18 protein-coding genes and 1 pseudogene are annotated in these 19668 nt (G+C 72.8%); 5 read left to right on the plus strand and 14 right to left on the minus strand.

Features of this window, described 5'->3' with window-relative positions:
- Window positions 1-5: 5 nt before the first annotated feature.
- The 5 genes from Drose_RS28880 to Drose_RS28900 all read right to left on the minus strand — a co-directional run bounded on the left by Drose_RS28880 (window position 6) and on the right by Drose_RS28900 (window position 4949).
- Window positions 6-836 carry a phosphoribosylaminoimidazolesuccinocarboxamide synthase gene (locus Drose_RS28880; RefSeq protein ID WP_260724447.1) on the minus strand — a complete coding sequence of 277 codons (831 nt, stop codon included), beginning with the start codon at window positions 834-836 and terminating at the stop codon, window positions 6-8.
- 147 nt (window positions 837-983) lie between these two features.
- Window positions 984-2057: a D-alanine--D-alanine ligase family protein gene (locus Drose_RS28885; RefSeq protein WP_260724448.1), complete on the minus strand. Its 1074-nt coding sequence runs from the start codon at window positions 2055-2057 to the stop codon at window positions 984-986.
- Window positions 2050-3156, minus strand: a complete 1107-nt coding sequence (gene alr, locus Drose_RS28890) for an alanine racemase (RefSeq protein ID WP_260724449.1) — start codon at window positions 3154-3156, stop codon at window positions 2050-2052. Before alr ends, Drose_RS28885 begins: the two co-directional genes overlap by 8 nt.
- Before the next feature lie 156 nt (window positions 3157-3312).
- Window positions 3313-4053 (minus strand): ABC transporter permease, encoded by a 741-nt coding sequence (locus tag Drose_RS28895; RefSeq protein WP_260724450.1) that lies wholly within the window; start codon window positions 4051-4053, stop codon window positions 3313-3315.
- Window positions 4053-4949 carry an ABC transporter ATP-binding protein gene (locus Drose_RS28900; protein WP_260724451.1) on the minus strand — a complete coding sequence of 299 codons (897 nt, stop codon included), beginning with the start codon at window positions 4947-4949 and terminating at the stop codon, window positions 4053-4055. Before Drose_RS28900 ends, Drose_RS28895 begins: the two co-directional genes overlap by 1 nt.
- A gap of 134 nt (window positions 4950-5083) precedes the next feature.
- Between Drose_RS28900 and Drose_RS28905 the strand changes: the two genes are divergently transcribed.
- Together Drose_RS28905 and Drose_RS28910 are read left to right on the plus strand one after the other, a co-directional pair.
- The gene (locus Drose_RS28905) at window positions 5084-6955 is read left to right on the plus strand and encodes a sensor histidine kinase (RefSeq protein WP_260724452.1); all 1872 of its coding nucleotides are present in this window, start codon (window positions 5084-5086) and stop codon (window positions 6953-6955) included.
- On the plus strand, window positions 6919-7557 hold the full coding sequence (locus Drose_RS28910; protein ID WP_260724453.1) for a response regulator: 639 nt from the start codon (window positions 6919-6921) through the stop codon (window positions 7555-7557). Before Drose_RS28905 ends, Drose_RS28910 begins: the two co-directional genes overlap by 37 nt.
- 104 nt (window positions 7558-7661) lie before the next feature.
- Here the strand turns inward: Drose_RS28910 and Drose_RS39220 are convergent, their stop codons facing one another.
- The 5 genes and pseudogenes from Drose_RS39220 to Drose_RS28935 all read right to left on the minus strand — a co-directional run bounded on the left by Drose_RS39220 (window position 7662) and on the right by Drose_RS28935 (window position 12939).
- Complete coding sequence (locus Drose_RS39220) at window positions 7662-8177, minus strand: sugar 3,4-ketoisomerase (RefSeq protein ID WP_260729838.1); 516 nt, start codon at window positions 8175-8177, stop codon at window positions 7662-7664.
- A pseudogene (locus tag Drose_RS39225) lies at window positions 8154-8600 on the minus strand (acyltransferase); the annotation flags it as partial. The gene Drose_RS39220 and the pseudogene Drose_RS39225, both read right to left, overlap by 24 nt.
- Window positions 8601-8603: 3 nt before the next feature.
- Window positions 8604-9548, minus strand: coding sequence for a glycosyltransferase family 2 protein (locus Drose_RS28925; protein ID WP_260724454.1), 945 nt, complete (start codon window positions 9546-9548; stop codon window positions 8604-8606).
- A gap of 4 nt (window positions 9549-9552) precedes the next feature.
- Window positions 9553-10653 (minus strand): DegT/DnrJ/EryC1/StrS family aminotransferase, encoded by a 1101-nt coding sequence (locus Drose_RS28930; RefSeq protein ID WP_260724455.1) that lies wholly within the window; start codon window positions 10651-10653, stop codon window positions 9553-9555.
- Between the two features lie 12 nt (window positions 10654-10665).
- Window positions 10666-12939, minus strand: coding sequence for a hypothetical protein (locus Drose_RS28935; RefSeq protein ID WP_260724456.1), 2274 nt, complete (start codon window positions 12937-12939; stop codon window positions 10666-10668).
- A gap of 126 nt (window positions 12940-13065) precedes the next feature.
- Here Drose_RS28935 and Drose_RS28940 point away from each other — a divergent pair, with 126 nt between their 5' ends.
- The gene (locus Drose_RS28940) at window positions 13066-13497 is read left to right on the plus strand and encodes a GtrA family protein (RefSeq protein ID WP_260724457.1); all 432 of its coding nucleotides are present in this window, start codon (window positions 13066-13068) and stop codon (window positions 13495-13497) included.
- 77 nt (window positions 13498-13574) lie between these two features.
- Here Drose_RS28940 and Drose_RS28945 read toward each other — a convergent pair whose 3' ends face one another.
- Window positions 13575-14945, minus strand: a complete 1371-nt coding sequence (locus Drose_RS28945) for a hypothetical protein (RefSeq protein ID WP_260724458.1) — start codon at window positions 14943-14945, stop codon at window positions 13575-13577.
- 125 nt (window positions 14946-15070) lie between these two features.
- Here Drose_RS28945 and Drose_RS28950 point away from each other — a divergent pair, with 125 nt between their 5' ends.
- Complete coding sequence (locus Drose_RS28950; protein ID WP_260729839.1) at window positions 15071-16120, plus strand: ROK family protein; 1050 nt, start codon at window positions 15071-15073, stop codon at window positions 16118-16120.
- Window positions 16121-16142: 22 nt separating this feature from the next.
- Here the strand turns inward: Drose_RS28950 and Drose_RS28955 are convergent, their stop codons facing one another.
- A complete protein-coding gene (locus tag Drose_RS28955) occupies window positions 16143-16709 on the minus strand; it encodes a hypothetical protein (RefSeq protein WP_260724459.1) in 567 nt (188 codons plus the stop codon).
- A gap of 87 nt (window positions 16710-16796) precedes the next feature.
- Between Drose_RS28955 and Drose_RS28960 the strand changes: the two genes are divergently transcribed.
- Entirely contained in the window at window positions 16797-17765 is a 969-nt protein-coding gene (locus Drose_RS28960; protein WP_260724460.1) for a pirin family protein, read from the plus strand.
- A 248-nt stretch (window positions 17766-18013) separates the two neighbouring features.
- Here the strand turns inward: Drose_RS28960 and Drose_RS28965 are convergent, their stop codons facing one another.
- Together Drose_RS28965 and Drose_RS28970 are read right to left on the minus strand one after the other, a co-directional pair.
- Window positions 18014-18937 (minus strand): hypothetical protein, encoded by a 924-nt coding sequence (locus tag Drose_RS28965; RefSeq protein WP_260724461.1) that lies wholly within the window; start codon window positions 18935-18937, stop codon window positions 18014-18016.
- A 166-nt stretch (window positions 18938-19103) separates the two neighbouring features.
- On the minus strand, window positions 19104-19664 hold the full coding sequence (locus tag Drose_RS28970) for a sigma-70 family RNA polymerase sigma factor (protein ID WP_260724462.1): 561 nt from the start codon (window positions 19662-19664) through the stop codon (window positions 19104-19106).
- Window positions 19665-19668: the final 4 nt, after the last annotated feature.

A 19668-nucleotide genomic window follows, 5' to 3' on the forward strand; every position in this document is an offset into this window, starting at 1 on the left:
CCTGCCTACCAGCCGGTGCCGGTGATCCGCTCGTACACCTCGATGTAACGGGCCCGCGTCAGCGCCACGACGTCCTCGGGGATCTCGGGGCCCGGCGCGGTCTGGTCCCAGCCGGTCCCGCGGGCCCAGTCGCGCACGAGCTGCTTGTCGAAGGAGAACTGCGTCCGGCCCGGCTCCCACTGCTCCAGCGGCCAGAAGCGGGACGAGTCCGGGGTGAGCACCTCGTCGGCGAGCACGACCGTGCCGTCGGGCGCCCGGCCGAACTCCAGTTTGGTGTCCGCGACGACGATGCCGCGCTCCGCCGCGATCTCCGCGCCGCGCGAGTAGATCCGCAGGGTGAGGTCCCGCAGCTCGTCGGCCAGGTCCTTGCCGATCTGGGTCCGCACCTCGTCGAGGGTGACGAACTCGTCGTGCTCCCCCAACGCCGCCTTGGTCGTCGGGGTGAAGACCGGCGCCGGCAACCGTGACCCCTCCACCAGACCGGCGGGCAGCGGCACACCGGAGACCTCGCCCTTCGCCCGGTACTCGCTGAGGCCGAGCCCGGCGAGATAACCCCGTGCGATGCACTCCACCGGCAGCATGTCCAGCCGGCGGCACCGGATGGCCCGGCCGGCGAACTCGGCCGGCACGTCGTCGCCGGAGATCACGTGGTTGGGCGCGATGTCGGCGAGTTGCTCGAACCACCACAGCGACAGCCGGGTGAGCACCTTGCCCTTGTCCGGGATCGGGGTCGGCAGGACCACGTCATAGACCGAGATGCGGTCCGACGCCACCAGGAGCAGGTCGTCACCGTCGGCGTAGACGTCGCGGACCTTGCCGGAGTGCAGCAGCTTCACGCCGGCCAGCCTATCGGGCACCCGGTCCCCCGCCTCGCCCCCCACCCCTCGCCTGCGGCTCGGGCGGTTCCTCGTGATGGTGGAGACTTTTGCTGCTCTGGGTGCCAAAAGTCTCCACCATCATGAGGCCCCGGTCGCGGCCCGGTTCTAGGCTGCGCCGACGGCTGGCCTGGGTGCTCGTGCGAGCGCCGTCCGGATGAGGACGTCGCACAGGGCGGGGTAGTCCAGGCCGGCCACCCGGAACATCTGCGGGTACTGCGAAACCGCGGTGAACCCGGGGAACGTGTTGACCTCGTTGATGACCGGCTCGGTGCCGTAGCGCAGGAAGAAGTCCACCCGCAGCAGGCCGCGGCACTCCAGCGCGCGGAAGGCTCGCACCGACAGGTCCTGCAGGCGCTCGATGATCGCCGGTTCGAGACGGGCCGGGATGTCGAAGATCGTCGACGGGTCGAGGTACTTCGCCTCGTAGTCGAAGAACGTGTGCTTGTCCGGGAAGCGGATCTCCAGCGGCGGCCCGACCTGCAGCGAGCCGTCGGGGTGCTCCAGCACGCCGAGGTCGACCTCGCGGCCGTGCACCATCTCCTCGACGAGCACCTTGGCGTCGCTGTCGCGGGCCTCGGTGAGGGCCGCGTCGAGCCGGCCCCAGTCGTCGACCTTCGACACGCCGAGGCTGGAACCGGCGCGCGAAGGCTTGACGAAGACGGGCAGGCCGAGCCGCTCCTTCTCCTCGGCCGTGAGCGTGCCCTTGCCGCCGCGCAGGACGACCCCGTCGGCGACCGGCAGCCCCTCGGCGACGAGGAGCTTCTTGGTGAACTCCTTGTCCATGCCGGCCGCGCTGGCGAAGACCCCGCTGCCGACATACGGCAACCGGACCATCTCCAGGACCGACTGGATCGTGCCGTCCTCGCCGTAGGGCCCGTGGATGGCGGGGAAGATCACGTCGGACTCGCGCATCGTGCCGATCGCGTCGGCGAGGCTGGTCAGCGCGACCTCGCCGGTCTCCTTCGTGAGGTCGAGCAGGCCCTCCAGGTCGAGCTCCTCCGGCGTGCCGGCGTCGGCGCCGAAGACCCAGGTGCCGTTGGGTGTGATCCGTACCGGCACGACCTCGTAGCGGGAGCGGTCGAGATACCGCACGATGCTCAACGCCGACTTGCACGAGACCTCGTGCTCGCCGCTGCGGCCCCCGAAGACGACGGCGACGCGCTTGCGTGCTTCAGCCATGCGGATGCTCCTGTCCTACATACGTTCGTGGGACCCGGGCCCCGATACCTGTCAAGATCTCATGCGGATTGGTCTGTGCCCACGCCGCCCACTCTTCCACGGTCGGCGCCGCGGCGGGGTCCGCGCCGAAGAGCACGATCTCGTCGCCGAGCGCGACCGGGAGGTCACCGGCGTCGACCACGAACTGGTCCATGGCGACCCGGCCGGCGATCGGCCGCCGCTCGCCGTGGAGTGCCACCTCGCCGCGGTTGCTGAGCAGGCGCGGGACGCCGTCGGCGTAGCCCACCGGGACGAGGACCATGGTCGTCTCCCGGTCGGTGACGTATTGATGCAGGTAGGAGACGCCGGTCCCGCTGGGCACCCGCTTGACGTTGATCGCGCGGGCGCGCAGGGTCATCGCCCGGCGCAGCCCGGCGGTGACGCCGTCGACGGGCTCGACGCCGTAGAGCGCCAGGCCGGCACGGACGAGGTCGTAATGCGTGCCGGGCACGTCGACGATGCCGGCGGAGTTGGCGAGGTGCCGCACCTCCGGCGTGATCCCGTGCTTCCCCGCGATCTCGAGCGCCTCCTCGAACCGCTCGATCTGCCGCATGATCGACGGGTTGCCCGGGTCGTCGGCGGAGGCGAGGTGCGACCAGATCCCGCGGACGTTGACCCTCAGCGCGGCGGCGGCCTCGACCAGGGCCGGCCAGTCCGCCCAGTTGACGCCGTTGCGGGTCAGGCCGGTGTCGACCTTGAGGTGCACGTCGGCGGCGCCGGCCGCGGCGATGGCGGCCAGGTGCTCGGGGGTCGAGACGGACAGGTCGACGCCGGCCCGGATCGCACCGGCGAAGTCGTCGTCGTGCGCATAGAGCCAGGCGAGAATCGGCGCGTCGATGCCCGCGGCGCGCAGCTCCAGCGCCTCGGCGATCGAGGTGACCCCGAGCCAGCTCGCCCCGTTCGCGAGCACGGTCCGGGCGACGGGCAACACTCCGTGACCGAACGCGTTCGCCTTGACCACCGCCATGGTGCCCGCCCGGGGTGCCGCGAGCCCGGCGAGGAGCCGGGTGTTGTGCGCGATCGCGTCGAGGTCGACAACGGCCTCGGCAACGATTCCCACCTCTTCACCCCTTTCCGGCCGGAAACCGCCCGGACCGATCATAGTGACAGGACGCGTCACCGTCGGTCACAGGTTGCCAAGCCGACACAGCCCGTATGAGCACGGACGTTCCAGTGGGTCCGAGGCCACCGGAACGTCCGTGCTCATGCGCGGCGGTCAGGCGGAGCGGAACAGGCGCACCGCCAGGTAGGTCGCGGCCAGGAAGCTCACCGCCAGCACCGTCAGGTGGAGCGGCCGCGGGACGTCGCCGACCCAGGCCGCCTGGATCGCCTGGCGGAAGGCGCCCAGCGGGGTGAGGTCGCCGATCCGGCGCAGGACCGGCGGCAGGTACTCCACCGGGACGTACAGGCCGGCGAAGAACGCCGACGGGAACCACGCCCCCAGCGCGTAACCGGTGGCCGCCTTCGCCGACGACGCGACCGCCGCCACCAGCAGACCGATCGGGAACAGGCCGAGCACCCCGAGGACGAACGTCGGCAGGACCAGTAGCAGGTTGGGCAGCCGCATGTCCAGCGCCACCACGCCGACGACCAGCGTGAGCAGCGTCGCCACCAGGACGACCCCGCCGTTCATGACGAGCTGCGCGCCGAGCAGGGCCGACGGCTTCACCGGCGTCGTGGCGAAGCGGCGCAGGACGCCTTTCTCGCGGTACGTGGCGAGGACGACCGGCAGCATGAAGAAGGCCACCATCGCCATGGCCACCATGACCGACATCGACGGGATGATCGTGTCGATGCCGCGGTGACCGCCCAGCGCCGGGTCCGGCTTCCGGGTGCTGGCCGCGGCACCGAAGACGACCAGCAACGCGATCGGCAGGAGCACGGTGAACAGCGGCGGGGAGATCTCGCGGAGCATGAGCCGGGTTTCGATGACGGTGAGACGGGCGAGGGTGCGCATCACGACTCCCGCGAGACGAGCGAAACGAACGCGGATTCGAGGTCGGCCTGGAGCACGTTGAGGGAGAGGGGCACCACGGACAGTGCGGCGAGCGCGGAGCCGACCTCGTGGGCGAGGTTGCCGGTGCCGGTGACGGTCCACGTGTGGTCGTCGACACTGACCGCCGTGACGCCGGTGACCCGGTCCAGGGCGTCCGGCGCGAGCGGCGCGGACGGCTGGAAGGTGACCCGCACGCCCGACGACACGCGGCGGACGAGGCCCGAGGGCGAGTCGACGGCGATGGTACGGCCCTGGTCGATCACGGCGATCCGGTCGCACAGCCGCTCGGCCTCGTCCATGAAGTGCGTCACCAGCAGGACGGTGACGCCCCGGTCGCGGATGTCCGAGATGAGCTGCCAGGTGTCGCGGCGCGCCTGCGGGTCGAGGCCGGTGGTGAGCTCGTCGAGGACCGCCACCTCCGGCGATCCGACGAGCGAGAGCGCGATCGACAGCCGCTGTTTCTGGCCGCCGGAGAGCTTCTTGTACTGCTGGTTCACGGATCCGCCGAGCCCGAGGTGGTCGAGCAGCGCCTCGGGGTGGGCCGGGTTGCGGTAGAAGGAGGCGAACAGCGACAGCGCCTCGCCGACCCGTATCCGGTCCGGCAACTGCGACTCCTGGAGCTGCGCTCCGAGCCGCTCACGCACCGCGGGGTCGGCCGGGTCGAGGCCGAGCACCCGCACCGTGCCACCGTCGGCCTCGCGCAGTCCCTCGACGATCTCGACCGTGGTGGTCTTGCCAGCGCCGTTGCGCCCGATGATGCCGAAGATCTCGCCGCGCTCGACGGAGAAGGACACGTCCCGCACGGCGACGCGGTCACCATACCGCTTGTGCAACTGCCGAACGTCGATGACTGTCATGCCGACAACTCTGCTGGCCCGCGGGGCACGGCAGAATGTGGCTGGACGCCGAGGTGGGGTGTATCTAGCTCTACCTCGGGATGTAGAGCCGGCGCCAATGCGCCGGGCAGGGCGGCGGGGGGAGGCTGTAGCGCATGACCTGTGTGAGGGCGCTCTACCGCAGCGTCGCGCTGACCGGCCTGGCCGTCGTCGTGCTGGTGCAGTTCGTCGCGTCGCTGGCACTGCTCGGGCCGGGCGTGCTCCTCGGCATGGTCTTCCTCATCCCGCCGCAGTTCGAGCTGGCCCGCCGGCTCACGAACCGCTGGCGTCGGCTCTTCGCGGACTGGACCGGCCGCGAGATCCCGGTCCCCTACCAGCCACCGCCGCCCCCACCGGAGCCGGACGAGGAGGGGCTCTACCGGCACGACTCGACGCTGTACAGGACACCGCGGTTCCCGGCCTTCTTCCGCAAGCTCGACTGGCTGGTGCAGGACCCGGCCACCAACCGGGACCTGGCCTGGCAGTTCTGGTTCCCGTTCGTGGCGGTCCTGCCGCTGGGACTCGTCGTCGTGCCGCTGCTGCGCCTCTGGGGTCCGATGTGGACGGTCGCGGTCACCCCGGTCGCCCTGGCCGCCCTGCCGTGGACGGTCGGCGCGGTCACCCGGTGGAGCGCGTGGCTGCTGACGCCACGGACCCGGCCACCGGCGAGCAAGGCGATCGAGCGGGTGCTGCTGGCCTGGGCGCGCTGCGGCCTGCTCGTGGTGGGCGCCGCGACCCAGGTCGTGCTGTTCGCCTTCAGCATGGCCTGCTTCGGGCTCGGGTTCGGGCTGGGCATCATCTTCCTGATCCCGGTCGCCTTGTCGCACTTCCGCTGGCTGGCCAACCTGCGCCGGCAGTTCGCCGCGTGGAGCGGCGCGCGCATCCCCTCCCCCTACACGCCGGAGCTGCGTCCCGAGCTCCGGCCGGACGGGCTCTACCGGGTGCGGAACAACCTGTACAAGACGGAGGCCATGGCGGCGTTCAACGCCCGCTGGCAGTGGACGTGGAACGACGTCGCCTCGTGGCGCGACCTGGTCTGGCTCGGCGTCGACCCGGTCGTCACGGTGGCGACCGTCGGCCTGCCGGTGGCGGGCGGGATCTACGGCGGCTGGGGCCTGGTGTTCCCCTGGATCTGGACGGAGTTCTTCGGCGCCGAGTGGTCGGCGTGGTATGGCGCGGTGGCCGGCAATCGCACCCTCGGGCTGATCACCGGGGTCGTGCTGGTCGCCGTCTCGCTCGCCGGCACGAATCCGCTGCTGCGGGTGCACTCGCGCTGGACCGCCGTTCTGCTGCGCCCGACGAAGGCCGCCGCCAAGGAGGCCGAGCTGCGGGAGCGGGTCGAGCGGCTCACCCAGACCCGCAACGACGCGCTCGACACCCAGGCCGCCGAGATCCGCCGCATCGAGCGGGACCTGCACGACGGCGCACAGGCCAGGCTGATCGCCGTCGGACTGACACTGGGCACGATCGAGCGGCTCATGGACACCGACCCCGACGCCGCCCGCAAGCTCGTCGCCCAGGCGAAGGAGACGTCGGCGACCGCGCTCACCGAGCTGCGTGACCTGGTGCGCGGCATTCACCCGCCGGTGCTGTCGGAGCGCGGCCTGCCCGACGCGGTCCGGGCCCTGGCACTCGACACCGCGGCCGAGGTCACCGTCGTCGGAGCGCTCGACGGCCGGCCGGCGGCACCGGTCGAGTCCGCCGCCTACTTCGCCGTCAGCGAGCTGCTGGCCAACGCCACCCGGCACGGCGGCGCCGAGCGGATCGGCATCGACCTGCGCCACCGCGACGGCATCCTGCGGATCGCGGTCACCGACGACGGCCGTGGCGGCGCCGACCCGTCGCGCGGGACGGGCCTGCGCGGCGTCGAACGAAGATTGGGTACCTTCGACGGGACGCTCGCCATCCACAGTCCACCGGGCGGGCCGACCGTCGCGACGCTGGAGCTGCCGTGCGTGTTGTCCTCGCCGAAGACCTCTACCTCTTGAGGGACGGCCTGGTGCTGCTGCTGCGGAGCCACGGGTTCGAGATCGTCGCCGCCGTCGACAACGGCCCGGCCCTCCTCGCGGCGCTGATCGAGCACCGGCCCGACGTCGCGGTGGTCGACGTGCGGCTCCCGCCGAGCCACACCGACGAGGGCCTCCAGGCGGCGCTGGCCGCCCGCCGTGAGGTGCCCGGCCTGCCGGTGCTGGTCCTGTCGCAGCACGTCGAGCAGTTGTACGCGCGGGAGCTGCTCGCCGACGGCACCGGTGCCGTCGGCTACCTGCTCAAGGACCGCGTCTTCAACGCCGACCAGTTCATCGACGCGGTCCGCCGGGTCGCCGACGGTGGCACCGTGATGGACCCGTCGGTGATCGCCAAGCTCGTGTCCCGCCCGTCGGCCAGCACCGGCGACCTCACCCCGCGCGAGCGCGAGGTGCTGACCCTGATGGCCGAGGGCCGTTCCAACACGGCGATCGCGAAGCAGCTCCACCTCAGCGAAAGCGCCGTGGGCAAACACATCGCCAGCATCTTCGCCAAGTTCAACCTGCCCGTGTCGGACGACGACAACCGCCGCGTCCTGGCGGTGCTGGCCCACCTGCAACGCTGACGAACGAAGGCACCAACGACCGCGGCCCCCGAAACCACCCCGGGCCGCCGGGCGCCGGCGAGACCCAGCCCGAACGGCCCGGCCCGAGCGGACCCGGCCGACAACTAGCCGACGCCCTTGAACGCCACGAAGTCGGCGTAGTCGCGGATGTAGTCGTCCGCATCGTAATAGTGTGACGCGAACACCAGCAGTGTGGCGTCCGAGGAATAGTGGTACTGCGTCGCCCACGTCAACGGGGGAAGGTAGAGGCCCGTCGACGGGTTGTCCAGCGCGAACTCCTGCCTCGACACGCCGTCGTCGGCCACCACGCTGCAGCGGCCCTTCACGCAGACCAAGAACTGGTGGCACTCCTTGTGCGCGTGCTGGCCGCGCACCTTCTCGCTCGGGACGTCCAGGATCACGAAGTACCGCCGGACCCTGAACGGGACGTCGCGCTCGAACTCGCCGACCGACAGGTCGCCGCGCAGGTCGCGCACGAAGTCGAGGCTGTGCAGCGTGACGCCCTGCACCTTGGTGCTGCTGATCCGCTCGCCCGGGCTGGTGACCGCGTCGTCCGTCACCGGCGGCGACACCGGGCCCGAGTCGACGTAGCCGGTGAGCCGGGCCGGGTTGCCGACCACGATCGCGTACGGCGGGACGGAGCGGGTGACGACCGCGCCGGCGCCGATCATCGCGGAACGGCCGATGGTGACACCCGGCAGGATCGTCGCGTTGGCGCCGATCGACGCGCCGGCCTCCACCGTCGTCCGCAGGAACACCGGCGGGTACTGCCTGCTGCGCGGCATCCGGTCGTTGGTGAACGTGACGTTGGGCCCGACGAACACGTCGTCCCCCAGCGTCACGCCGTCCCACAGTTGCACGCCGCACTTGACGGTCACCCGGTCGCCGAGGGTGACGTCGTTCTCGACGAAGACCCCGTCGCAGATGTTGCAGTCGGCGCCGATCTTCGCACCCGGAAGCACGTGGGCGAAGGCCCAGACGCGGGTGCCGGCGCCGACGTCGGCGCTCTCGCAGAGGGCGTTGGGATGTACGAAACGGGACATGGATCAGCCGTCCTCTCGCCGAGGGCTGTAGGAGAGCGAGCGCATGGCGACCGCGAGCGGGCGGCGCTTGGTGTTCTCGTAGCCGCGCCAGGCGTACGAGCCGACCACCCCGAGGCCGAGAGCGTTGATCCCGCCGAAGAAGAGCACCACGAGGATCGTCGCGGCGTAGCCGGGCACGTCGAACAGGCCGGCGAGCCGCGCGGTGAGGACCACGAGACCGAAGACGACCGACACCGCCAGCCCGACCGCGCCGAACGCCATCAAGACCCGGACCGGCAGGTCGGTGAACGAGAAGACGCTGTCGAGGAAGTAGGTGACCTTCTTCCTGAGGGTCCAGCCGGAGGAGCCGTGCGCGCGGGGGCGGCGCGTGTAGGCCACCTGCTTACGCCGGAACCCCAGCCAGTACAGGAGCGCGACCAGCGAGGTGTTGGCCTCCTCGCAGGCGAGCAGGGTGTCGCGGAACGCCGTGTTGCAGCCGAAGATGTCGACCCCGCCGCGGGGCATGCCGGGCATGACGAACCGGCGGTACGCGCCCCAGAACAGGTTCGCGGACAGCCGGCTGCCCAGCGGGTCGGCGCGCCCCTCGCGGGTGCCGACCACCACGTCGTACTCCCCCTGCTCCAGCGTACGGAAGAACTCCAGCGCGAGGTCCGGCGGTTCCTGCAGGTCCGCGGCCATGACCGCGAAGTACGGCCCGGCCGCCCGCTCCAGCCCGACCCGGATCGCGGCGAACGACCCGAAGTTGCGCGACAGCAGGACGAGCCGCGCGGCGAAGCGCCGCCCGGGCAGCAGCACGGCGAGCAGGTCCGCGGACTTGTCCGGGCTGCCGTCGACGACGAACACCGCCTCGAGCCGGCCGCCGAGGTCGGTGTTCATGCGGTCGACGGTGGCGAGCAGGTCGTGGATCGAGTCCTCGTTGCGATACACCGGGACGATCAGCGAGTACATCCGCTCACACCTCCCACCGGTCGACCGCGGTCGCGACCAGGTCGGCGTCGGCGTCGGACATCTCGGGGTAGCAGGGCAGCGACAGCGTCTCGGCGCACAACTGCTCGGTGACCGGCAGCGACACGTCCGCGAAACGATCGCCGAACCCGGGTTGCCGGTGGTCCGGGATCGGGTAGTGCGTCTCGCTGGGCACGCCGTGGGCGCGCAGGTGGGCGGCGAGCCCGTCGCGGTCCGCGGTGCGCACGACGAAGAGGTGCGCCACGTGCCAGGGCGCCTCGATCACCGGCAGGGCGACCTTCGGATGCGTGATGGAGGTGGTGTACCGCCGGGCGAGCGCGACCCGCCGCGCGTTCCACGCGTCGAGGTGCGGCAGCTTGACCCTCAGCACCGCGGCCTGGATCTCGTCGAGCCGGCTGTTGCGCCCGGGCCCGGTGGCCATGCGGTACTTGCGGTCCCAGCCGTACTGCCGCAGGCGCGTGACCCGCTCGGCGACGGCCGGGTCGGCGGTGACGACGACGCCGGCGTCGCCGAGCGCGCCGAGGTTCTTCGTCGGGTAGAAGCTGAACGCCGCGGCGGCACCGAACGAGCCGGCCCGGCGGCCGTCACGTGCCGCGCCGTGGGCCTGCGCGCAGTCCTCGACGATCTTGACGCCGTGGCGGGCGGCGACGGCCGACAGTGCCGCCATGTCGGCGAGCCGGCCGTAGAGGTGGGTGACGATCACGGCGCCGACGCCGCCGGACAGCGCGCGGTCCAGCGCGACCGGGTCGAGCAGCCACGTCTCCGGCGACACGTCGACGTACACCGGGATCGCGCCCAGCGCTCGCACCGCCGCGGTGCCGTAACCGCCGGCGTTGGCCACCAGCGCGACCCGGTCGCCACGGCCGATGCCCACGCCCGCGAGGGCGAGCTCCAGCGCGTCGGTGCCGTTGCCGACGCCGATCGCGTGCGGCACGCCGCAGTGGGCCGCGAACGCCTCTTCGAAGGCGGCGACTTCACGGCCGAGCACGTACCAGCCGCTGTCGAGGACACGCGTCACCGCGGCCGACAGTTCGCCGGCCAGGCTCGCGTTGTGCGCGGTGAGGTCGTTCATCGCGCGCAGGGGCATGGGACTCGCCTTTCAACGGGGAAGTTCGTAGACCGTGCAGCGTCCGGAGGTGTACCGCGGGACCGCGAAGCCGGCCAGGTCCGCCGAGCCCGGCACCGAGGCGTCGGCGACCAGCCAGCGCACGCCGTAGCGGTCGCGCAGCAACCCGACCGTCTCCGGGGACGGGTTCGTGAACGCGGCGTCGTTCTCGGCGAGGCGCCGCCGGTCCCAGAACCCGGCGAACCAGGGCGGGACGTTGTCCTCGGCGGCCCGCAGGTACGTGGAGTTGGTGAAGCCCCACCCTTCGACGAGCACACGGCGCTGGCTGGCGGCGGAGAGCCCGAAGCGGCGGTTGTCGCACGGGTCGCCGGGCCGGCGCACGCCGAAGCAGTGGGCGTTGGTGGCCAGCAGGTCGTCCGGGCCGGCGTGGTCCCGCAGCCAGCGGCCGGCCTCGTACGTGTCGCGGTCGACGGCCGACGCGCGGCCGTCCGGTCCGAGCTGCTTCGCCGGGTCCACGGCGTGCCACGTGCCGGAGCCGTACGTGCCGACGACGTCGCCGGCGACCGAGCGGACACCGTCGCCGGCGGAGGCGAGGCCGGACCCGGCACACCAGCAGACGAGCAGGGCGACGGCCCCGCTCCGCAGCCACCCCAGCCGCCGCGCGGCGAAGAGGGCCGCCGCGGTCACCGCGGCCCCGGCGGCGAGCGTGAGGTAGGGCCGGGCCAGTTCCCAGCCGAGGTTCCCGGCGGGCAGCGCCGGCCCGTCGGCGAGCCGCACCAGCCACACCGCGCCGGCACCGGCGGCGACCGCCGCGCCGAGGGACCAGGCACGGCCGGCGCGCACCGGGCCGCGGCCCAGCGCGACGCAGAGGCCGACGACCGAGACGATCGCGAGGTACGGCCGGCCCGACACGATGAGGTAGCCTTGGGAGCCGCCCGGGTGGCCGAAGACCAGGACGCCGGCCAGGCCGACCAGCCCGACGCAGAGCAGCAGCAGGACCGCCGGGTCGAGCAGGCGCCGGCGCGCCGCCAGCGTGCCGCCCCACATCAGCAGCCAGCTCAGCACGGTGAGCCCGGCGATCAGGGCGAGCCGCCCGAACGGGGCGCCGGGGCCGGTGTACCCGGTCGTCACGGCCGCCATGCTCTCGTACGTCGACATGATCGCCAGCGGTTCGACGACCAGCCCCTGGCCGCCGCCGCCGTAGAGCACGAGCTGCGATCCGGCGGTGAACAGGACGACCAGGCCGGCGAGGACGAGCATCGGCCGGCACAGCCCGCGCCGGGTCAGCACCAGCACGGCCACGGCGGCCAGGAGCGCGCCGGTCAGCATCGGCAGGTACGGCGACTTCGCCCCGGACACCCCGGCGAGCAGCAGGCACACCAGCACCCACCGGCCGGCGCCGCCCCGCGGGCCGGGACCGTCCGGTGCCGGTTCCAGGATGTCGACCAGCACCAGCATCAGCGCCGCGAACAGCAGCGCGCCGAACGTCTGGGTGGGGCTGGTCCAGGCGGTCAGCCGGAATATCGAGCCGTCCTCGACGGGGCCGAAGCCGAACCACGCGTCGGAGAGCCGCCAGCCGTACGGGTTGGGCGCGAGCACGAGCAACGCGGCGCCGACGGCGGCGGGTCCGGTCCACCAGCGGCCGGTGAGCCGGACGGCGAGCACGGCGACGAGCACGAGGAACGCGACGACCATCGGCAACGGCGAGAGGCGCACCAGCAGCGTCAGCGGGTCGATGCCGGTCACCCAGCTCGTCGCGGCCATCTCCGGGTAGACGAACCAGTGGTACACCAGGCGTTCGCCGGACACCCACGGCGCCTGCATCGGCATGTGGTGCCGCGCCTCGCCGATCAGCGCCCAGTGGAACGGCGTGTCGGCGTCGGTCGACGCGCTGACCGGCCAGCCGAGGCCGTGCCCGCGGAAGTGCCGGACGCTGCGGAAGACGAAGACGGCCAGCACGGCGACCAGGGACCAGGACCACGCCGCCGGTGTGCGCCGGCCGGGCACGCTCCGCCAGTACCGCCGGAAGCGCGGGACCGCGAGTGCGACCGTGACCATGCCGATCGGCCAGGCCAGGACGAGCAGCGGCGCGCCGGCCCAGCGGGCGCCGACGTAGCCGAGCACCTCGACCGTGTAGCCGAGTGCGGCGCCGGCGGCGGCGTCCGCGACGAGCCGGTCCGAGCGGCCGCGCAGGACGCGCCACAGCAGGGTGCCGGGCAGGACCACGCCGAGGCCGAGGTACGCGACGAACCGCACCGTCGTCGGCAGCGGCACGTTGTAGTAGCGGAGGACAGCCGCGGTCGCCACGGCGAAGGCGACCGCCGGGAGCCAGGCACTCAGTTGCGACAGAAGGCCGGATACCCGGACAAATCGCCCCGACTTCGGTAGACTCGCCGCTCGGCCCGTCAGCCGCCGCGAGAGGGAGCCGTCCACGTGACCAGCACGCGTCGAGCGGTCCCGGGTGTCGTCCGGCGCGTGCTGCGTGACCAGCGCGTCCGGTACCTGCTGACCGGCGGTGTCGCCGCGGGCGTGTTCTACGGCATCTTCCTGACCCTGTGGCTGACGGCCGGCGACCGGGTGCCGTACGTGGCACTGGTGCTGATCGCCAACACGGCGTGCGCGTTCGTCACGTTCCGCATGTACCGCGACGGGGTGTTCCGCAGCGACGCCGCGATCGTCCCCGGCTTCCTGCGCTTCTACGCGCTGGGGCTGGTGAGTCTGGTGGGGTCGGCCACGATCGTCCCGCTGCTGGTCGAGTGGCTCGGGGTGCCGGTCGCGGTCGCGCCGGTCCTCTACATCGCGATGCAACCGCTGCTCTTCTACCCCGTCAACAAGTTCTGGGTCTTCCGGGCGCGCCGGCGCTAGGTCCGTCACGGCTGGTCCAACGACGGCTCCCGCGGCCGGTTACTGCGGCGGGCCGGACGCCACCCCGCGCGGATGCCTTACCGCGTCGCGCAATGGACGGCCGTCGACGGGCCCGGCGGCAGCGGCGCGGCCAGGCCCCAGACCGCGAACGCCAGCACCAGCAGCACCGCCGCCGCCGCGCCGGCGAGCAGCCGCGGCGACCGCAGCCGGGCCGCGGGCAGCCGGGCCAGCAGGGCGCACCCGGCGATGCCGAGCAGGACCAGCGGCAGCGCGAACCGGGTCTCGGTCGCCGACGTCATCAGCGACAGGCAGACGGCCGACCCGGCGCCGGCCAGCACCAGACCCACACGCCGGCGGGGCGCCAGCACCAGGCCGAACCCGCCCGCGACGGTGATCAGGACGATCGGCAGCGTCAGGTCGTACCGTTCGGCAGCGGCCCCCACGCTGTAGGGCGTCTCCGCCGACCAGGCCAGCGCCGCCCCGATCTTCTTGAGCAGGAACAGGGCCGACTCCGGCAGATTGGTCAGCAGCGCCTCCGCCAGGCCGCCGACGGAGGTGACCGGACGCCCGGCGACGGCGCGGGCCATCGCCGGGTCGCAGTAGAACTGCTGCGGCGCGCCCGCCGACCCGGTGATGGTGTCGTAGCGGACCGCGTAGGCGGCGTAGCCGGCCTGGAAGCCGGCCAGCCCCGAGGTCCCCGGCGGGGCCAGCCCGGGCGCGGCGCCGCGGGACAGGTTGAAGACCGCCTGCGGCAGGGCGCCGACGACGGCCCCCGCGGGCACGAGCAGCCCCCGGAAGCGGTGCAGCGCGACGGCACCGGCGGCGACGGCGCCGATCGCCAGCAGGTAGGCGGGGCGGAGATTGAGCGTGACGCCGGCCGCGACCCCGGCGGCCAGCAGCGCCCACCACCGGGCGCTCCCGGCCGCCAGCCACAGGACGGTGACGAACAGCAGCGCGGCCGGCACGTCCATGAGGGGGTACGGCGCGAACCCGCCGAGCACCATCCAGGTCAGCCCGGCGCAGACCCAGACCGTGAGCGGGGCCGGTGCGCGGCCGCCGGTCGCGGCGCGGACGATGCCGGGCAGCACGACGGCCCCGATGACCGCGATCATCATCCCGTTCTCGGCGAGGACGAGCCAGCGGCCGGAGCCGTGGACGAACCGCTCGGCGAGGGCCGGCGGGGCGTAGACGAACGGCGTCAGGACCCCCCGCAGGTCGAGATCGCCCCAGGCGACCGCCGACTCGCGGGTGAACAGCGCGAGGGAGCCGAGCCAGTAGCGCGCCGCGTCGTAGACGAACTCGCGGGGCGGCCGCCGCACCAGGCTGAGCAGCAGCAGCGCCGCCCCGGCGAGCAGGGTCGCCCGGCGTGGGAGACGGGCCGGCGGCACGATGGCTGGTGGCGTGGACCGAGGGCTGGTCGCATCCACGGCGGTGACACTGACCGACACGCGCGTCACGCTACGCCGCTACCCGGCGACGCATCGGTAACTTACTACACGGCCAGCACGATCTTCCCCCGTCCGTGGCCGGTTTCGATCTCGCGGTGCGCCTCGACCGAAGGAGGGTGCTGGACATGGTGGTGCCGAAGGTTGCCGCGACCGGGGACTGGGTCGTGGTCGGGCTCGACAACGGCGGCACGGCGAACAACGCCACGGTGCTCGACCGCACCGGCACCTACCTGGTCGACGGGCTCGTGGAGGTGCCCAGCCGGGTCCTCGAAGGCCCGGAGATCGCCGTCGAGTCGCTCGCCGCCGCGTTGGACAACATCCTCGCCGTGACCAAGGTGGACCGCTCCCGGGTCGCCGCGGTCGGCCTCGACACACCGGGCCCGGCCAGCGCCGACGGCGTCATCTCGGCCAAGGGCGCGACGAACTTCTCCCAGCCCGCCTGGTGGGGCTTCGACTTCCGCGGCGCGCTGGAGGCCCGGCTCGGCCTGCCCGTGATCTACAACAACGACGGCAACGCGGCCGCGCTCTACGCGCACCACGTCCACTTCGGCGCCGAGGCGCACACCAAGTCGTCGATCTCCGCGATCGTCGGCACCGGCCTCGGCGGCGGCGTCGTCGAGCAGGGCAAGGTCATCCGGGGTGCGGCCGGCATGGCCGGCGAGCTGGGCCACGTCCACATCCCGATGCACGGCCTGCTGGAGGAGGGACAGCCGTTGCCGTCGTGCGGCTGCGGGTTCGTCGGCGACGTGGAGAGCGTCAGCTCCCTCACCGGCATCGTGCGCAACCTCCTGCCGTACTGGCTGACCCGGTATCCCGACCACCCGCTGCACGGCGTCGAGAGCCTCAAAGCCGCGGCGAAGCAGGTCCGTTCCTTCGCCGAGCAGCGCGACGAGCTGGCGCTGCGGATCTTCGAGCAGCAGGCGATGGGCCTGGGCCGGCTGTTCACCATCTCGGCCAACTTCACCGACCCGGACTGCTACTTCGTCGGTGGCGGCGTGGTCGAGGCGGCGCCGCACTTCCGCGACTGGTTCCTGGACCGGGTCCGCCACCACACCCTGCTGCGCGAGGAACAGGCGGCCGTGTCCACGTTCGCCCTGGTCCCCGACCGCGACATGGCCGGCGCCCGCGGCGCCGCGATCGCCGCCGCCGAGACGGTCGCCTTCGCTCTGTCCTAGCGGCTGGGCCCGGTCCTGGCGGCTAGGCGGATTCGACGGGCGCGGGCCGGCGGGCGACGTTCTCGCCGACCTGGTTGAGCATCCCCGTGCCGTCGCGCTGCCACCGCCGTCCCCTGCCGTCGGTGAACCACAGCTCGACGTGCATGTCCGCCGACGGCGCGAGCCGGATGGTCCCGTCCTCGTTGATCCGGTCACGGTCGACGGGACCCTCGGTCTTCTCCTCGTCGAAGCCGGCGTAGACCTCGGGCTGCTCCGACGGCGGCACGATCCGCACCCGCCGGACCGCGGTCCAGGCCGCCGGTGGGTCGCGGAAGACGATCTCCAGGTCGTACACGGGAGTCTGCCCGGCGTTGCGGACGGCCGCACCGACGACCCCGCGCGTGATGATCTTCTCGAACGTCTCGCGCTCGCTGACCGCCCAGGCGCAGACCCGCTCGGCGTCGGCGCGCGCCGCTGCCAGCCGGTGCGCGGCGACGAGCTCGGCGACGTCCACGGCACCCAGCCGGACCGCCCGCAGCACCTGGTACGCCAGGAACACCGCGCCGCCCGCGACGGCAACGGCGACCAGCGCCACGACAAGTGCCAGCACATCGGACAAAATACCTGTCCCGGGCGTCCGGTGTCCCCGGAAGCGAGGCCGTGGTCGCCGGCGGGTCCGGCGGGCACAATCGGAGCCGTGAGCAACCTGGAGAGCCTGCCCGCCGAGGTCGGCCTGCCCGTCGAGACCGCCAGCGCACCCTGCGCCGAACTCCTCGAGGGCCGTGACGTGCCGCTGGGGCGCTACACGGTCGTGCGGCGCAGCCTGCCCAACAAGACCCGGCGGACGGTGGGCGCCTGGTGCTTCCTCGACCACTTCGGCCCGGAGGACATCACCGGTGGCCCCGGGATGCGCGTGCCGCCGCACCCGCACATCGGCCTGCAGACGGTGACCTGGCTGCTCGGCGGCGAGGTGCGCCACCGGGACAGCCTGGGCTCGGACCAGGTGATCCGCCCCGGCCAACTGAACATCATGACGGCCGGGCGCGGCATCGCCCACTCGGAAAACTCGCCGACCGAGCACCCACCACTGCTCCACGGCCTGCAGCTCTGGGTCGCCCTGCCCGACGACAGCCGGCACGTCGACCCGTCGTTCCAGCACCTGCCGGACCTGCCCGTCGTCGAGACCGGCGGCGCGCGGGTCACGGTCGCCGTCGGCGAGCTGGGCGGGGCGTCCTCGCCGGCGGTCGTCCACTCCGAACTGCTGGGCGCCGACCTGGCCCTCACCGCCGGCGCCTCGGCGACGCTCGGGGTGCGGCACGATTTTGAGCACGCCGTGGTGGTGACCGAGGGCACGGTCAGCGTCGAGGGCGTCCCCGTGTCGCCCGGATCGCTGCTGTACCTCGGTGCGCTGCGCGACACGCTGCGGTTCGAGGCCGACGGCGAGGCGCGGTGCTTCCTCCTGGGCGGCGTGCCGTTCGAGGAGGAACTCGTGATGTGGTGGAATTTCGTCGCACGCTCCCACGAGGAGATCGTCGCGGCCCGCACGGCGTGGACGGCCGCCGACACGTCGAGGTTCGCCCCGGTGCCCGGCGGTGAGGACCCCCTGCCGGCGCCGGCCCTCCCGACGACCCGCCTGCTTCCTCGCCCCCGCTATCGCCCTTCGTGACCCACCCCCTCGGCACTTTCCCGAGCGGAACAGTGCCGGGCCCCCGCCGGCAACCGCACCGCGCTCACCAGCCGTGATCCGGGGCGGCTCCGGGCAACTCCATGATCATGGGAAAGACCTGGCTATCGGGGCAGCCACATCTTTCCCATGATCATGCGATCGAGCGGCACGGCGGCGGGAAGGGGCTGCAGGGCTGGACTTCGCGGCATTGCTTGATCATGGAGCCCGCCATTCCGACGGATCTCTGGTCAGTTGCCGTCGCCCATGGTGCGGTACCACCGAACACCACCGGCGACAAGGAGCCCGAGCCCGGCGGCCAGCGCGGTCGCCACGGCCCAGCGCCCCCAGGACGGCCCGGCGAGGACGCCGTAGCGGAACGCCCCGGAATCCGCGAACCCCACCATGACGGCCAGGCACGCCCCCGCGACGGCCACGACGATGTCGACCCGCCGGGCGGTGAGCGCGAGCCCGGCCACCACGACGCCGACGCCGGTGAGCAACGGCCAGAGCCGGGCCACCAGTTGGGTCGTGAGGCTCTCCGACGGTGAGACGGCGAGCCAGGCGCCGCCGACGATCCAGGCGACGGTGAAGCCGCCGCCGACGACGGCCGCGGTGACCAGCACCCACTTCCAGCGGTACAGGGCCGCGACGACCGCCGCGACGACGACCGCGCCCGCCCACCACCAGCCGGTCGCCGGCGCCGGCGCGGCGACGATCGTGCCGCGGACGATGCCGGGGTCCTGCCGGTCGAGGAGCAGTGGCACGCTCCAGGCGCGGGCCGGCAACTCCCGGGCGCGCTCGTCGTGCCACCGCACGACCGGATCCATGGAGACGGTGTGCCACTCCGGCATCGCCTTGGCGTCGCCGCCCTTGCCGGAAGCGCTCAGCGAACGGCTGGCGAACCACGTCGGGGACTTGCGGTTCTCGTCGACGCCGTCGGGCCGTACGCGCAGGAACTCCTCGCCCTGCAGCCCGAGGATGACGACCTCGCGCCCAGACTCGTTCTTGAGTTCCAGCCTGGCGCCGCCCTCGACGGGACGCACGACCACGCCGGGCACCGAGACCGAGGCGACCTCGACCCGGTAGTCGACGGCCACGGGCGCGTCGGCGCCGTGCGCGTGGGCGGCGGTGGTGTACCCGAGGGCGAGCGCCACCCCGAAGACGACCCCCACAAGAGCACTGCACCACCGCCCTACTCCCCGCGTCGATCTTGCAGTTGTGGTGGTGGACAAAGTCGGACAAAAACGGAGCATCATGGCACCACAACTGCAAGATCGACGCGGGCAGGGACGTGGGGAGGGGCGTGGGGGGCGTGGGCAGGGGGGTGGGGGTGGGGGGTCATCCGACTCGGGCGGCGGTGATGGCGGCGACGAGGTCGGCGCGGGCCCGGGCCACCCGGGAGCGGATCGTGCCGACGGGCACGTCCTCGATCTCGGCGGCCTCGGCGTAGGACAGGCCGAGCATCTGCGTCAGCACGAACGCGACCCGGCGCTCGGCGGGCAGGGCGGCGACGAGGTCGCCGGTGGCGTGCAGGCCGGCGTGGTCGCTGTCGGCGAACCGCTCCGGCTCGGCGACGACCCTGGCCTCCAGCCGGCGGGACCGGACCGCGGCCCGCACGTGGTCGACGCAGGCCCGCCGGGCGATGGCGAGCACCCACGTGCGCGCGGTCGACCGGCCGGCGAAATCGGGCAACGACCGGAAGGCGCGCAGGTAGGTGTCCTGGGTCACGTCGTCGGCATGGGCGACGCCGACGAGCGCGGCCACGAACCGCCAGACCTCCGGCTGCGTCGACCGCACGAACGCGGCCGCGGCGCGCTCGTCCCCCTGCTGGGCGGCGAGCAGCGCCTCCGTGGCCGGGTCCGTCACCCCGCCGAGTCCCCCGTCAGGCGCACCAGTCACGGCA

It is taken from the genome of Dactylosporangium roseum (genome assembly GCF_025264685.1).
Taxonomy (GTDB): domain Bacteria; phylum Actinomycetota; class Actinomycetes; order Mycobacteriales; family Micromonosporaceae; genus Dactylosporangium; species Dactylosporangium roseum.

Coding starts and splice junctions, on each gene's coding strand:
- Drose_RS28885 (WP_260724448.1), bottom strand. CDS start 2,057: ATGGCTGAAGCACGCAAGCGCGTCGCCGTCGTCTTCGGGGGCCGCAGC.
- Drose_RS28895 (WP_260724450.1), bottom strand. CDS start 4,053: ATGCGCACCCTCGCCCGTCTCACCGTCATCGAAACCCGGCTCATGCTC.
- Drose_RS28900 (WP_260724451.1), bottom strand. CDS start 4,949: ATGACAGTCATCGACGTTCGGCAGTTGCACAAGCGGTATGGTGACCGC.
- Drose_RS28905 (WP_260724452.1), top strand. CDS start 5,084: ATGACCTGTGTGAGGGCGCTCTACCGCAGCGTCGCGCTGACCGGCCTG.
- Drose_RS28925 (WP_260724454.1), bottom strand. CDS start 9,548: ATGTACTCGCTGATCGTCCCGGTGTATCGCAACGAGGACTCGATCCAC.
- Drose_RS28930 (WP_260724455.1), bottom strand. CDS start 10,653: ATGCCCCTGCGCGCGATGAACGACCTCACCGCGCACAACGCGAGCCTG.
- Drose_RS28950 (WP_260729839.1), top strand. CDS start 15,071: ATGGTGGTGCCGAAGGTTGCCGCGACCGGGGACTGGGTCGTGGTCGGG.